General features: G+C 61.7%; 13 protein-coding genes and 2 pseudogenes. 11 read left to right on the forward strand and 4 right to left on the reverse strand.

What is annotated here, in order from left to right; all coding sequences use genetic code 11:
- Positions 1-67 precede the first annotated feature (67 nt).
- From BLW24_RS12050 to BLW24_RS12065, 4 genes and pseudogenes are all read left to right on the forward strand, one after another.
- The gene (locus BLW24_RS12050) at positions 68-1159 is read left to right on the forward strand and encodes an IS630 family transposase (RefSeq protein WP_090375546.1); all 1092 of its coding nucleotides are present in this window, start codon (positions 68-70) and stop codon (positions 1157-1159) included.
- A 5-nt stretch (positions 1160-1164) separates the two neighbouring features.
- Positions 1165-1986: pseudogene (locus BLW24_RS12055) on the forward strand (PepSY domain-containing protein); the annotation flags it as partial.
- Positions 1986-2306: a DUF3325 domain-containing protein gene (locus BLW24_RS12060; protein WP_090380881.1), complete on the forward strand. Its 321-nt coding sequence runs from the start codon at positions 1986-1988 to the stop codon at positions 2304-2306. The pseudogene BLW24_RS12055 and the gene BLW24_RS12060, both read left to right, overlap by 1 nt.
- A 120-nt stretch (positions 2307-2426) precedes the next feature.
- Positions 2427-2933, forward strand: coding sequence for a phosphate-starvation-inducible protein PsiE (locus tag BLW24_RS12065; protein ID WP_244161151.1), 507 nt, complete (start codon positions 2427-2429; stop codon positions 2931-2933).
- Positions 2934-2946: 13 nt separating this feature from the next.
- On the opposite strand, the gene BLW24_RS12070 is transcribed toward BLW24_RS12065, so the two are convergent.
- From BLW24_RS12070 to BLW24_RS12085, 4 genes and pseudogenes are all read right to left on the reverse strand, one after another.
- Positions 2947-5583 carry a DEAD/DEAH box helicase gene (locus BLW24_RS12070; protein WP_090387717.1) on the reverse strand — a complete coding sequence of 879 codons (2637 nt, stop codon included), beginning with the start codon at positions 5581-5583 and terminating at the stop codon, positions 2947-2949.
- 175 nt (positions 5584-5758) lie between these two features.
- Positions 5759-6636 (reverse strand): annotated as a pseudogene (locus tag BLW24_RS12075) (helix-turn-helix domain-containing protein).
- 86 nt (positions 6637-6722) lie between these two features.
- A complete protein-coding gene (locus BLW24_RS12080; protein ID WP_090380882.1) occupies positions 6723-7478 on the reverse strand; it encodes a substrate-binding periplasmic protein in 756 nt (251 codons plus the stop codon).
- A 193-nt stretch (positions 7479-7671) separates the two neighbouring features.
- Positions 7672-8664 (reverse strand): arsenic resistance protein, encoded by a 993-nt coding sequence (locus BLW24_RS12085; protein ID WP_090380884.1) that lies wholly within the window; start codon positions 8662-8664, stop codon positions 7672-7674.
- Between the two features lie 148 nt (positions 8665-8812).
- On the opposite strand from BLW24_RS12085, the gene BLW24_RS12090 reads away from it, so the two are divergent.
- The 7 genes from BLW24_RS12090 (at position 8813) to BLW24_RS12120 (ending at position 14662) form a co-directional block, all read left to right on the forward strand.
- Positions 8813-9586 (forward strand): metalloregulator ArsR/SmtB family transcription factor, encoded by a 774-nt coding sequence (locus tag BLW24_RS12090; RefSeq protein ID WP_090380886.1) that lies wholly within the window; start codon positions 8813-8815, stop codon positions 9584-9586.
- 24 nt (positions 9587-9610) lie between these two features.
- Positions 9611-10321, forward strand: coding sequence for an arsenical resistance protein ArsH (gene arsH, locus BLW24_RS12095; protein ID WP_090380903.1), 711 nt, complete (start codon positions 9611-9613; stop codon positions 10319-10321).
- An 18-nt stretch (positions 10322-10339) separates the two neighbouring features.
- Complete coding sequence (locus BLW24_RS12100; RefSeq protein WP_090380904.1) at positions 10340-10834, forward strand: phosphatase domain-containing putative toxin; 495 nt, start codon at positions 10340-10342, stop codon at positions 10832-10834.
- Positions 10803-11168, forward strand: a complete 366-nt coding sequence (locus BLW24_RS12105; protein WP_430736416.1) for a YnfA family protein — start codon at positions 10803-10805, stop codon at positions 11166-11168. Before BLW24_RS12100 ends, BLW24_RS12105 begins: the two co-directional genes overlap by 32 nt.
- Positions 11169-11192: 24 nt before the next feature.
- A complete protein-coding gene (locus tag BLW24_RS12110) occupies positions 11193-12197 on the forward strand; it encodes an ArsJ-associated glyceraldehyde-3-phosphate dehydrogenase (RefSeq protein ID WP_090380905.1) in 1005 nt (334 codons plus the stop codon).
- A 95-nt stretch (positions 12198-12292) separates the two neighbouring features.
- Positions 12293-13519: an organoarsenical effux MFS transporter ArsJ gene (arsJ, locus tag BLW24_RS12115; protein ID WP_090380906.1), complete on the forward strand. Its 1227-nt coding sequence runs from the start codon at positions 12293-12295 to the stop codon at positions 13517-13519.
- Positions 13520-13762: 243 nt separating this feature from the next.
- Positions 13763-14662: a DMT family transporter gene (locus tag BLW24_RS12120; protein ID WP_090380907.1), complete on the forward strand. Its 900-nt coding sequence runs from the start codon at positions 13763-13765 to the stop codon at positions 14660-14662.
- Positions 14663-14689 lie beyond the last annotated feature (27 nt).

Below are 14689 nucleotides of genomic sequence, written 5' to 3' on the forward strand. Positions count from 1 at the left end.
TAAAATTCGTTAATCCAATGCCGAGCCAGTATACTGCGCGCTCTATCGTCATGAATTGAGCTCCCATATGGCCCGGCCAGCAGCCCCATTCTTCTTGAGTCCCAGTGATGCCGACATGCTGCAAGGCTGGTTACGCATGGGATCGCTGCCTCAGAGCATCGGCCAGCGGGCCAGAATTCTGTTGCTGCTGGCCAACGGTCTCACGCCCAAGGAGATCAGCGAGCAGCTGCAAGTCTCTGCGCCAGTGGTCTTCAAATGGCGTAAACGCTACCAGGAGACCGGTCTGGAGGGGCTGAGTGACCTGCGGCGCAGTGGAGCGCCTCGCAAGCTCAACGAAGCGAAGATCAAGGAAATCCTGACGCTGACGACCCAGCGAGTCCCGCGCGAAGCTACCCACTGGAGCCTACGGTTGATGGCCAAGTACGCTGGGGTCAGCATCTGGCAGGTCGCACAGGTGTGGGCTGCTGCCGACCTCAAGCCGCACCGGTTGAAAACCTTCAAGATCAGTAACGACCCGCACTTTGCAGACAAAGTGGTCGATGTCGTCGGGCTCTATTTGAATCCGCCCGACAACGCCCTGGTGCTATCTGTTGACGAAAAAACACAGATCCAGGCGCTGGACCGCACACAGCCCATGCTGCCGCTCAAGCCCGGGCAGATTGAGCGGCGGACGCATGACTATAAGCGCCACGGTACGGCCAGTCTGTACGCAGCCTTTGACATCCTGACGGGTAAGGTCATCGGCCGTATCACCCAGCGGCACAGGGCCAAGGAGTTTTTGGAGTTCCTTCGACAGATCGACCGCAGCACCCCCGCCGAGCTGGACCTGCATGTAATTCTGGACAACAGCTCGACTCACAAGACCGCTGCCGTCAGGGAATGGCTGGAGAAGCATCCCCGTTTCAAGCTGCACTTCACACCGACCAGCGCCTCGTGGCTGAACGCCGTGGAGGGCTGGTTTGCGCAACTGGAAAGACGGGCGCTTTATCGTGATGCCTTCAGCAGCGTGGCTGACCTGAGAGCGGCGATACGTCGCTTCATTGAGGCTCATAACGAACATTCGGCTAAGCCGTTCCGCTGGAGCAAAACGGCTGAGTCGATTATCAGCTCCGTGCATCGAGCAAAGCTGGCTGTAATTCGGAATGAGTTATTGGATTAACCAGACAGGCCGCTAGCAGGGCGGTGTCACTGGATGCGCTGCTTGCCGATGCGCGGCAGCGTTGGGGCGGTGGCGAGCCAGGCTGGTTGAATATCGAGCATCCCGCCGATGCCTCCGCCGTGGTGGCTGTGCGGCGTTACGATCGTTCGCGGATTGCCGCACCGCTGGACACCCTGAGTTACGACGCCGCCACCGGCGAGCTGCTTCACCGTCAGCAGGCCGCCACGGGCTACCGCGTCTACAACTGGCTGACCGGCCTGCATATGGCGCAGTTCGGTGACAGCCTGGTGCGCCTGCTCTATCTACTGCTGGGGCTGTGTGGCTGCGCCATGCTGGTGGGCGGTTTGCAGGTCTGGCTGGCCAAGCGTGAAGCCCGTGGTGGTGTCGCGGTTGGCTGCGTACGGCTGCTAAATACGACGGTGTTCGCCGGCCTGCCCTTGGCCAGCTTGGCGTTGCTATGGGCTAACCGTCTGCTGCCGCAAAGCCTGGAATGGCGCGTCAGTGCTGAAGCCTGGGTATTCGTGCTGAGCTGGTTGCTGGTGGCCGTGCTGGCGCTGCTGTGGCGCGGGCAACCACGGCGTATGGTCAGGCTGCTATGGATCGTGGCGGCAGTATTGGCGTTGGGTTTGCCGCTGCTCAATGGCTTGAGTACGGACAATGGTCATTTGTTGGCCAGCCTCGGTCGCGATGATTGGGCGCTGGCTGGTATCGATCTGACGCTGCTGTTTGCTGGCCTGGTGTGTGCCGGCCTGGCCTGGCGCCTGCGCCCTCTTGAGGCGGCCGAGGGGGCGGGAAAAATTGGTGTGACAGCAGAGGAGCCGAGCTGATGCTGTGGCTGAGCTTTGCCCTGAGTTACCTGGCGCTGAGTGCAGTGTGCCTGTCGCAACCACGGCATCACCAACGGCTGTTGCGTGCTGTCGTGTCCCGTTGGCGTCAGCGCCTGCTGCGTGGGCTAGCCGGCATGGCGATGGTGTTTGCACTGGGTTGTTGCGTGGTAGACCGCGGTCTGGAAATCGGCCTGGTCCTTTGGCTGTGCCAGTTGTTACTGGCGGGTGTTGGTTTGGTTGTACTGCTGGCCTGGCGCAGTGGCTGGGTGTTGCCACTGGCGGCGGGGTTGCCATTGGTTGCGACCTTGCTAGTGCTCTAGTGCTTTGTTGCGCATGCTGTGCCCTATACCAAGTGACATGCATCTGTATCACTCTTGGCTTGGGCTTTGCCTCGCTAAACAAATGCACACAACAGCTAAGCAGACTGAAGGGGATGGTGAGTGAGCAACGACAACTGGGCAAACCGTACACGGCAACAGGTGCATGGCGTGGCGGAGTCGCTGGGCAATCTGCTGATGGAGGCGCTCCACTACCTGGCGCTTTTTGCCATCGGCGCGATCACGGCCTGGGCGGCGGTAATGGCCTTTATTGGCATGCTGGAGAAGGGCCACATCACGGTCGATGACATCCTGCTGCTGTTTATCTACCTCGAGTTAGCGGCGATGGTGGGGATCTATTTCAAGACCAACCATATGCCGATCCGCTTCATGATCTATGTAGCGATTACCGCGCTGACCCGCCTGATGATTTCCGATATCTCGCACAACCATAAACCCGACATGGGTGTGGTGATGGTCTCCGGGGCGATTCTGTTGCTGGCGGTGGCGATCTTTGTGGTGCGCTATGCCTCGTCGCGCTTTCCAGCGGTGCAGGCTGACGGGCCGCGGAAAAAGACCAATCCGGCAGATGAAGCAGCAGAACGTGATGATGCGCAGAGCGATGACTAAGGTACAGACCCAGTCAATCGCTTAACGGCGCAAACAGCGCCTGCAGATCGTCTTCGCTGAGCTGCAGCTGGGTTTGGCTGCCGCCTTCCAGCACGCCGCGGGCCAGGTTGGCTTTGGCCTGTTGCAGCTGCTGGATCTTCTCTTCCACGCTGCCACGGGCGATCAGTTTGTAGACGAACACCGGCTTGTCCTGGCCGATGCGGTAGGCGCGGTCGCTGGCCTGGGCTTCGGCGGCCGGGTTCCACCAGGGGTCGAAGTGGATCACCGTATCGGCGGCGGTCAGGTTCAGGCCTGCGCCACCGGTTTTCAGGCTGATCAGGAAGATCGGCAGTTCGCCAGCCTGGAACTGCTGCACCGGGGTGCGGCGATCCTGGGTGCTACCGGTGAGCTTGGCATAAGGAATATTGCGCGTCTTCAATTCGGCTTCGATCAACGCCAGCATCGAGGTGAACTGCGAGAACAGCAGCACTCGCCGACCTTCGGCAAATAACTCTTCGAGCATCTCCAGCAGGCCGCTGAGCTTGCCGGAGTCCGCGCTGGTCAGGTTGCTGTCACCTTCCTCACCGAGCAGGCGCAGGTCGCAGCAGGCCTGGCGCAGGCGCAATAGCGCTTCGAGAATCACGATCTGGCTGCGCGCCAGACCCTGACGGGCGATTTCCGCGCGAACTTTCTGGTCCATGGCCAGGCGCAGGGTTTCGTAACGGTCGCGCTGCGCTGCGCTGAGTTCGACCCAGTGGGTGATTTCGGTTTTCGGCGGCAGCTCGCTGGCCACCTGCTCCTTGGTGCGGCGCAGGATAAACGGCTTGATCCGCCCGGTCAGGTGGGTCAGACGCTGCTGATTGGCGTTCTTTTCAATCGGCGTGCGGTAGTCGCGAGTAAAGCTTTTGCTGTCACCGAGCCAGCCGGGCATGAGGAAGTTGAACAGTGACCACAGCTCGCCCAGGTGATTTTCCAGCGGCGTGCCGGTCAGGCACAGGCGTTGCCCGGCCTGCAGTTGCCCGGCAGCGACGGCGGCTTTGCTGCGTGGGTTCTTGATGTTCTGCGCTTCATCGAGAATCAGCAGGCGATAGCGGTAGGCGCTCAATGCCTTGAGGTCGCGCGGCAGCAGGGCGTAGGTGGTGAGGATGATCTGGTGCTCGTCGATCTGCTTGAACAGCGCGCGGCGCTTCGGCCCGTGCAGCGCCAGCACCTTGAGCTGCGGGGTGAAGCGCGCGGCTTCATCCTGCCAGTTGGGAATCAGGCTGGTGGGCATGACGATCAGTGCCGGCTGCTGCAAACGTCCGGCGTTGAACTCGCAGAGGATATGGCCGAGGGTCTGCAGGGTTTTGCCCAGGCCCATGTCATCGGCCAGCAGGCCGCCGACCTCCAGTTCAGCCAGGCCCTGCATCCAGGCCAGACCTTGCAGCTGATAGGGCCGCAGCTTCGCTTGCAAGCCGGCGGGCGCTTGCAAGGTGGCGCTGTCCAGCCGCTGCAGGCGTTCGGCGAAGTCGCGCAGCGGGCCGCCGCCTTGCCAGCTGATTGCCGGGCCTTCTTGCAGGTGATTCAGCCGCGCGGCATCCAGGCGCGACAGGCGCAGGCGCTGGCTGGACTCGCCCGGCTCGCGCACAAACAGCTCGCCCAGGGTCGCCAGCAGCGGTTTCAGTCGCGCCAGCGGCAGGGCAACGCGCTTGTGGTTGTGCGGCAGGCTGACCAGCAGCACCTCATCGTCATCGCGCTTGTTCAGCGCTTCGCCATTGAGCAGCCAGGGTGCGCGGCGGATGGCTTGCAGCAGAATCGGCAACAGGCTGATGCGCTGGCCTTCGACCTCGATACCCAGCTCCAGGTCGAACCAGTTCTGCTCGGGGTCTTCCTCAACTTCGGCGTACCAGTCATCTACCGGCGTCAGGTTGAACTGGAAGTCCGGTTGCATGCGGATCTGCCAACCCTCTTCACGCAACAGCGGCAATTGCTCGCGGACAAACAGCAGCCAGGCGGTCTCACTGGGGTGTTCGTAAGCTTCACCGGCGCTTTCCGGCAGGGCCTCGCTCTGGCGTAACGCCACTTGTAGGCCGGTCTGCTCCAGGCGCTTGCGCAGTTGGGTTTCAGCGCTGAGGTCACGCACGATGCGCAGGCTGTGCTGGGCGTTCTGCTTAATCAGCAGGTCCTTGCCTTGCTTACCAGATGCCAGGTGGCCCTGGTAATCGAAGGCCAGTGCGGCGCGGTGCTGTGTCTGTTCCTGCATGCGGCCCTTGCGCGCATCGAAGTGCACGCGCACCAGGCTGCCGAGGCTCAGTACCGGGCTGGGCTGCAGGTTTTCCAGGCACTCTTCGCGGGCCTGCGGGGTGCTGACTATCAGCGGCGAAAGGTCGACGCCCTGTTCCTGCTGGGTTTGCAGCGTGAGCAGGGCGCTGGCCACGTGTTTGCAATTGAAGCCCACCGGGCAACTGCAATGGCCGGTCACGCCCCAGCCCTGGCCGTAAGGGTGCAGGGTGATGCGCTGTTGATAGGTTTGCGCACCGGAGCCACGGCAGCTGGCCAGCAGGGTGTTGTCCTTGAGGCTGAGCAAACGGCTGCGACCCTGTGCGGCATAGCCTTGGCCGCGCTGCAGATCGCCCACGCCGAATTCCGCGCGCCAGTCTTCCTGGCGCAGATGCAGGATGTCGAGGGCCATCAGTGGCACCGGGCGGGCGATTGGATGAAGCGTGGCATGGGCAGCTTTCTCGAAGGCAGCCGATGATTCTTGCACAGCCTGCGAGGGATTAGCAGGCTGTTTTCAGGCTTAGGGGACTCAAGTTGCGCTGTTTGATAGACGGGTATGCGGCGGGTTGATGCTGCTTGGCGTGGGGTCAGGGGCGTTGCAGAACGGCGCGGTATTGCCCCGGCGTGGCGCTGAAGGCCTGGCGGAAACGGTTGTTGAAGTGGCTGGTGCTGGCAAAGCCGCAGGCCATGGCCACTTCAGCCAGTGCCAGCGTGCTGTGTTGCAGCAGCTGCTGGCCATGGCGCAGGCGCTGCGCTAGCACATAGCGGTGTGGCGGCAGGCCGAAGCTGAGCTGGAACATCCACGCGAAGTGGTATTCGGAGAGCGCACACAAACTGGCCAGTTGCCCCAGGCTCAGCGGCTCACTGAGGTTGGCCTGGATAAAATCACGCACTCGGCGGCGCTGGCTGGGGCCCAGGCCGCCGGTCAGACGCAGGCCTTCGCGGCGGCCCACCTGGGACAGCAACGTGTGGTTGATCAGGCCGTGGGCCAGGCTGCTACTGAGCAGGCGCTCGGCCGGCTCCTGCCAATCCAGCTGGCTGAGCTGGCGAAAACGCTGGGCCTGCTGTGGGTCATCGAGAAAGGTGCCTTCGCGCAGTTCCAGTTCCCGTGGTTCACGGTCCAGCAGATTCACGGCCGCCAGGGCGAATTGCTCCTGGCTGATGTACAGGTGGGCCAGCTGGATTTCACCGTTGATCACCCACTCCGACTGATGGCCGGCCGGCAGGATGCACAGCTTGTCCGGTGCACCTTTGCTGTGCGGGCTCTCGCGACGGAAGGTGCCGGTGCCGCCGGCCAGGTAGCAGGACAGCGTGTGGTGGCTGGGGCTTCGTAGTCGCGGGCATCATGGCGGTTGCTCCATACGGCAGCCGCCAGCCCGTCACCCAGTTCGGCACTACGGTGCAGGCGGGTGTTGGGCGAGCTGTGCATGCTCTGGAAAACCTGTAGGTGCTCAAGTTGCGACATAAATCCTCCGGCGCCCCATGCTACGCCGGACATGCCCACGTGCCAGCCCCCGCAGGCAGAAAAGCGCAAGATTATGCAAGTTGGGGCTATTTATAGTTGTCGAGGATTTCCAGGTAGCGCGGCTGCAGCTTGAGCGCATTCAGGCTGTTCTGCAGGCGGGTGAGCTGCACCGCGTCGGTATCGAGGCTGAAGGCGTAATACATGGCGCTTTCCTTGAGCACGTGCACTGGGGTGAAGTCGTGGCTGTGCATGTCCAGATTGCGGATAAACCAGTAGGCGGTGGTTTCATCATAGGCCCACAGGTCGATGCGGCTGTTATGCAGCAGGTTGGCCAGCTGAATCGCGCTGGCAGAGATCTGCAGCTGGTTGTCGCTGATGCCAAGGCTGTTAAGCAGGTGATGGCCGACATCATCGCGAATCACCCCGATACGCTGCGTGCTGAGATCTGCCGGTTGCTTGATCTGTATCTGGCGATCCTTGCGCGCCAATAGCACGATGCGGCTGGGCACGATCGGCCCGACCCATTTGAACTGCGGGCCGCGCTCATCGGTGCGGGTCATGGAGAACAGCAGTACGCCGGGGCCCTTGCGCGCCATCTGGTAACCGCGGGCCCAAGGCAGCGAGCGAATATCCCGGCGCTCGATGGGCAGGCCGGCGCTGGCGGCCGCCTCCAGCAGAATGTCCACGGTAATGCCACGGGCGATGCCGCTTTCGGTGTAGTTGTAGGGCGGGAACTCCTCGGTGATAAAGTCCAGTGATTCCCACTTGGCGTCGGCATGCAGCGTCGAGCTGAGAAAACACCAGAATACAAACGCAAGCGCGTTGCCAAGGTGAGAAAACATGCGGCGTACCTCAGGTTACAGCGACCGGCTAGGCCGGGTGGCTCAGGCAGTGTGGCGGGTGCGCATGCGTCAGCGACACCCTGTATTGACGCTAGCCTGCCGGGCATAGGCTGTCGACTCGCCACTTATACCGCTCGGTAAGGTTATCTGCTGGCTTGCGAGTGAATGGCTATTAACCGTCGGATTTGCGCTTTTAGCCCTGCGTGCGTTCGTACCACTCCTTGCTGGCATTGATTCTGCGCACCAACCAGAGCATCACCGGTACTTCGATCAGCACGCCGACCACCGTGGCCAGTGCCGCGCCGGAGTTGAAGCCGTAGAGCGCGATGGCCACCGCCACCGCCAGCTCGAAGAAGTTCGACGCGCCGATCATTGCCGCCGGCCCGGCGATGTCATGGCGCACCTTGAGCTGGCGGCACATCCAGTAACCCAGCGCGGCGATAAACAGCGTCTGCAGCAGAATCGGCACCGCCAGCATGGCGATGATCAACGGCTGGGCAACGATGGTCTGGCCCTGGAAGGAGAACAGCAGCACCAGAGTGGCCAGCAGGGCAAGGATGGAGAATGGGCCGATTCGCGTAAGCACCGCCTGCAACGCCGCATCACCATGGCGCAGCAGGCGCGCGCGGATAAATTGGGCGATCGCCAGGGGGATGACGATATACATCACCACCGACAGCAACAGGGTGTCCCACGGCACCGGAATCGACGAAACCCCCAGCAGCAGGGCAACGATAGGGGCGAAGGCGAACACCATCGCGGTGCAGGGCGCGGCGCCAAGCAGAATCAGCCCGGCCACGTAGCTGTCGAGCTGTTCGGCTGGCAGCCAAGCGGCGAACACATGGCGTAGAAACAGCCAGGCCATAAACGCCATGGTGAACGGTTTGATCAGCCAGTTGATGCTTAGCGTCACGCCCAGGCCGGCGCGCTGTTGATAGAACTCGCCGATGGCGCTGAAGTCGATCTTCATCAGCATGGGAATGATCATCACCCAGATCAGCAGCCCTACCGGGATATTCACCTGAGCAACTTCCAGCGCGCCCACCGCCTGCGCCGCTGTCGGCGCAAACAGGCCGAGCAGGGTGCCGCCGAGGATGCAGAGAAACACCCAGAGCGTCAGGTAGCGCTCGAACAGGCCGAGCGGCGAGGCGACTGGGTGGGCTGCGGATTCGAGTGAGGTGGTCATGCGCAATTCTTTGGATGTGCCGCGAGTCGAGTCAGCTGTGCTGCGCGGGGTATTGATCTGGATCGGCCTGAGTCGGGGTAAATATACGGTTTACAATATATGCGGTTAACAATATATTCGCCAAATCGTATTTGTCGGGCATCACCCCATGAGTCAAAAGATTCGCGTGCTGTTTCTCTGTGTGGCCAATGCTGCCCGCTCGCAAATGGCTGAAGCGCTGCTACGCCATACCGACCCCGAAGGCTATGAGGTTTTTAGCGCCGGCACTTTGCCGGGTGAGGTCGATCCCCGTGCGCGCCAGGCCCTGGAGCAGCTAGGCGTCAGCACGGAGGGCCTGCACAGCAAGGCGCTGGAGAACTTCGATGGCCAGCAGTTCGATTACGTGATCACCCTGTGCGACAAGTCCGCCTTCGAGTGCAGCACCTTGCCCGGGGCCGGCGAATACATCGCCTGGGATTTCGAGGACCCGGCCAGCAGTCAGCAGCAGAATGCCTACAAGCACTGCCTGCAGCAGATCCACGAGCGCATCAAGATGTTCGTGCTGGTCAAGAGCAAGGCCCAGGCGCCGCTGCAGATGCTCGCCCCGGTGACCCTGTTCAAGTGCCTGGCCGATGACACCCGCGCACGCATGACCCAGCTGATTGCTCAGGAAGGTGAGCTGTGCGTCTGTGAGCTGACCGCCGCCCTTGAGGAGAGCCAGCCGAAGATCTCCCGCCATTTAGCCCAGCTGCGCAGCGGTGGCCTGCTCCAGGACCGCCGCGCCGGGCAGTGGGTTTACTACCGCCTGCATCCGCACTTACCCGCTTGGGTCGGGCAGATTCTGACGCAGGTACTTGAGGCTGCCGACCCGCAACTGGCCGAAGACCGCCTGCGTCTGCACAGCATGCGTGACCGTCCTGATCGCGCCTCGTTGTGCGGCTGAGCCATTGTTTTCTGGAGCAAGACCATGACCCCCGAGCTGCCGAATATCGACCCTGAGCTGCTGGACATTCCCACGGCGGACACGCTGGTTCAGCCCACCGTCACCCATAAGCCGCGCATTCTGCTGCTGTACGGCTCCAACCGCGCGCGCTCCTATAGCCGCCTGCTGACTGAAGAAGCCGCGCGTCTGCTTGAGCAGTTCGGCGCCGAACCGCGGATCTTCAACCCCAGCGGCCTGCCGCTGCCGGACGACGCCCCCGAAGATCACCCCAAAGTGCAGGAACTGCGTGAGCTGGTGCTGTGGAGCGAGGGCATGGTCTGGTGCTCGCCGGAGCGCCATGGCGCGATGACCGGGGTGTTCAAATCGCAGATCGACTGGATTCCCCTGAGCATGGGCGCGGTGCGCCCGACCCAGGGCAAGACCCTGGCGCTGATGCAGGTCAGCGATGGCTCGCAATCCTTTAATGCGCTGAACCAGATGCGCGTGCTGGGGCGCTGGATGCGCATGTTCACCATCCCCAACCAGTCCTCGGTGGCCAAGGCTTTTCTCGAATTCGACGAGGCCGGGCGGATGAAACCTTCGGCCTATTACGACCGGGTGGTGGACGTGATGGAGGAGCTGGTCAAGTTCACCCTGTTGCTGCGCGGCCAAACGGACTACCTAGTGGACCGCTACTCCGAGCGCAAGGAGTCCGCCGAGCAGCTGTCAAAACGGGTCAATCAGGCTTCCATTTAATTTTTAGGATCAATCAGCATGTCCCATCCCTTTGATGCTCTCAGTATTCCAAATCGCCCCGGCCGGTTGATCTTCACGCCTTGCCCGGGCACCAAGGACAGCAGCATCGACAGCGCCTTGAACACCCTGAAACAGGCTGGCGCCGATGCGGTACTGACCCTGATGCCATACGCCGAGCTGGCGCAAAACGCCGCCAGTGATTTGCCCGCGCTATGCGCTGCGCAAGATCTGCTTTGGCTGTACTTGCCAGTGGCCGATGAGCAGGTACCGCAAGCGGATTTCGACGCCGCCTGGCCGGTGGTCATGGCGCAGATTACTGAGCTGCTGGCGGCCAACAAGGCCATCGCCATCCACTGCAAAGGCGGTTCCGGGCGCACCGGGCTGATTGCTGCACGCATCCTGGTCGAGCTGGGTATTGAGCGCAGCGAGGCCGTTAGCCTGGTGCAGGCGCTGCGGCCGAAAGCCATTCAGCATCCGGCCCATGCGGGCTGGCTCGCCCAGTTCGGCAACTGAGGTGAGCCTGCTCAACACCCTGGGCCTGTTTGCTCTGACGGCGCTGGCCGAAATCATCGGCTGTTACCTGCCGTACCTGTGGCTCAAGCAGGGTAAGAGCATCTGGTTACTGGTGCCGGCCGCCGCCTCGCTGGCGCTGTTCGCTTGGCTGCTGACCCTACATCCAACCGCTGCCGGGCGTGTATATGCCGCTTATGGTGGGGTGTATGTGGCCATGGCAATTATCTGGCTGTGGCTGGTGGATGGCATCCGCCCGACCCATTGGGATTTGCTGGGCGCTGCTGTGGCCATGCTCGGCATGGCGATCATTATGTTTGCGCCGCGTAGCGCCTAATCACTTTGTAGAGGGAATTCGTTTATGGCTATCAAGGTAGGTATCAACGGTTTTGGTCGTATCGGTCGTCTGGCGCTGCGCGCCGCCTGGGGCTGGCCGGAGTTCGAGTTTGTGCAGATCAACGACCCAGCAGGCGACGCCGCAACCCACGCCCATCTTCTGAATTTCGACTCGGTGCATGGCCGCTGGCAGCGCGAGGCCAGCAGTGAGGGCGAGTGCATCCTGATCGACGGCAAGCGCATTCAGGTCACGGCCAACAAGGCCATCGCCGACACCGACTGGAGCGGCTGTGATCTGGTGATCGAGGCCAGCGGCAAGATGAAAACCGTCGCGGTGCTGCAGGCCTATCTCGACCAAGGCGTGAGACGCGTGGTGGTCTGCGCGCCAGTTAAGGAAGTCGGTGCGCTGAATATCGTCATGGGCGTTAATCAGCAGCTGTTCGACTCGGCGCAGCATCGCATCGTTACGGCGGCGTCCTGCACCACTAACTGCCTGGCCCCGGTGGTCAAGGTGATCCACGAAAACCTCGGCATTCGCCACGGTTCGATCACCACCATCCACGATCTGACCAATACCCAGAGCATCCTCGATACGCCGCACAAGGATCTGCGCCGCGCTCGCGCCTCGGGCATGAGCCTTATCCCCACCAGCACCGGTTCGGCCACGGCGATCGCGGAAATCTTCCCTGAGCTGCGCGGCAAGTTGAATGGTCACGCCGTGCGCGTACCGCTGGCCAACGCCTCGCTGACCGATTGCGTATTTGAGGTGGCACGCGCCACCACGGTGGAGGAGGTCAACGCCTTGCTCAAGGCCGCCGCCGATGGCCCGCTGGCGGGCATCCTGGGTTATGAGGTACGTCCGCTGGTATCCATCGACTACCGCACCGATCCACGCTCCTCGATCATCGATGCACTGTCGACCATGGTGGTGGGTGGCACCCAGGTGAAGCTCTACGCCTGGTACGACAACGAATGGGGCTACGCCAACCGCGCGGTGGAATTGGCGCGGATGGTGGGTGCAGCCGATTGATCCGTAGGGTGGATGACGCCTTTTTCATCCACCTTGGTTATCTGGTGGATGGGTAAAGCACCATCCACCCTACGGTCTGATCAGGAGATCAGCACATGCACGCCTTATCCCGCCTAGGCCCCGAAGTGCGCCAATACCTGCTGGTCACCGGCAACTACTGGGCTTTCACCCTGACCGACGGCGCGCTGCGCATGTTGGTGGTGCTGCATTTTCATAGCCTGGGTTACACGCCGCTGCAGATCGCCGCGCTGTTTCTGTTCTATGAGATTTTCGGCGTGGTCACTAATCTGGTCGGCGGTTATCTGGGCGCGCGGTTGGGGCTTAATCGCACCATGAATATCGGCCTGGGCCTGCAGGTGGCAGCTTTGCTGATGCTTACCGTGCCGGCTGCCTGGTTGACCATCCCCTGGGTGATGGGTGCGCAGGCCTTGTCCGGTATCGCCAAAGACCTCAACAAGATGAGCGCCAAGAGTTCGATCAAGCTGCTGGTGCCGGACAGCCAGCAGGGCATCTTGTACAACTGGGTGGCGATCCTTACCGGCTCGAAGAATGCGCTAAAGGGCGTGGGCTTTTTTATGGGCGGCGCACTGCTGGCGCTGCTCGGTTTCGCCGGCGCAGTGCTGGCCATGGCAGCAGTGTTGGCGCTGATCTGGCTGGCTAGCCTGTTGCTGCTGAAGAAGGACTTGGGCAAGGCGAAAGCCAAGCCGAAGTTTCGCGACATGCTATCCAAGAGCCGGGTGATCAATATTCTCTCGGCCGCACGCTTGTTCTTATTCTGCGCGCGCGATGTGTGGTTTGTTGTGGCGCTGCCGGTGTATCTGTCCAGCGTATTTGGCTGGGATTTCTGGATGGTCGGCGGCTTTCTCGCTGCCTGGGTGATTGGCTATGGCATGGTGCAGTCCTTCGCCCCAGCCATCACTGGCAAAGCCAGCGGTCAGTTGCCGGATGGCCGCGCGGCATTCGCCTGGGCTGCCGTGCTGGCCGGGTTGCCCGCCGCAATTGCCCTGGGTCTGAACAGTGATTTGCCGGCGCAGTGGGTCTTGCTCGGTGGGCTGATGGTATTTGGAGCGCTGTTTGCGGTGAACTCCTCGCTGCACAGCTACCTGATTGTCAGCTACGCCAAGGCAGACGGCGTGTCGCTGGATGTCGGCTTCTATTACATGTCTAACGCCCTCGGCCGGCTGATCGGTACGCTGCTGTCGGGTTGGGTCTATCAGGCCTATGGCTTGCAAGCTTGCCTGTGGGTGTCCTCGACTTTTGTTCTGCTGGCGGCGTTGATTTCCATTGGTTTGCCTAGGCATTCAAAGGAAGTTGACAGGTAGGTTGGGTTGAGGCGCGCAGCGCAGAAGCCCAACGGTGTGTGCCGATTTCTGTTGGGCTTCGCTGCGCTCAACGCCAACCTGCCCCGCTTATGGCACTCAACTGGTATCGGCTTTTTTAGCGTTGCGCAGCGACGGCCAGCAGTGTGGCCGCTAAAGATGGTAGACCCTAAAAAGCGCAAGTTTATGCAAGAGCGCCAGGGCTGATCAGGCGCAGACTCTCAACCATCTACTGGGAGTCTGTTGATGAATCTGTCGCTCTATCTGCTTACCGTACTGATCTGGGGCACCACCTGGATCGCCCTCAAACTGCAATTGGGTGAGGTGGCAATTGCCGCCTCCATTGCCTATCGCTTTGCCCTGGCCGCGGCAGTGCTGTTTGCCATCCTGCTGCTGAGCGGCCGCCTGCAGAAACTCGACACGCGCGGTCAGCTGATCTGCCTGGTGCAGGGGCTGTGTCTGTTCTGCCTGAACTTTATGTGCTTCTACACCGCCAGCCAGTGGATCCCCAGCGGCCTGGTGGCGGTGATTTTCTCCACTGCCACGTTGTGGAATGCGCTCAATGCGCGGTTGTTCTTCAAGCAGCAGATCGCCGCCAATGTGCTGGCCGGGGGCGCGCTGGGCCTTGGCGGCCTGGCGCTGTTGTTCTGGCCGGAACTGGCCGGGCAGGAAGCCAGCCATGAAACCCTGCTGGGCATCGGCTTGGCATTGCTCGGTACCCTGTGCTTCTCCGCCGGCAATATGCTCTCCAGTCTGCAGCAGAAGGCCGGGCTCAAACCGCTGACCACCAACGCCTGGGGCATGCTGTATGGCGCGCTGATGCTGGTGGCGATCTGTCTGGTCAGTGGCACGCCGTTCGGCTTCGAGTGGAACACCCGTTATATCGGCACCTTGCTGTATCTGGCGATTCCCGGTTCGGTGATCGGCTTTACCGCCTACCTGACGCTGGTCGGGCGCATGGGGCCGGAGCGCGCGGCTTACTGCACCGTGCTGTTCCCGGTGGTCGCGCTGAATATCTCGGTGTTTGCCGAGGGCTACCAGTGGACCGCGCCGGCGCTATTCGGCCTGCTGCTGGTGATGCTGGGTAACGTGCTGGTGTTTCGTAAACCCAAAGCCATACCGATGGCCGTGGCGCGCGAGGCTTAGAAGCGTAGGGTGGATGACGCTTTTATC

This window comes from Pseudomonas anguilliseptica, assembly GCF_900105355.1.
Taxonomy (GTDB): domain Bacteria; phylum Pseudomonadota; class Gammaproteobacteria; order Pseudomonadales; family Pseudomonadaceae; genus Aquipseudomonas; species Aquipseudomonas anguilliseptica.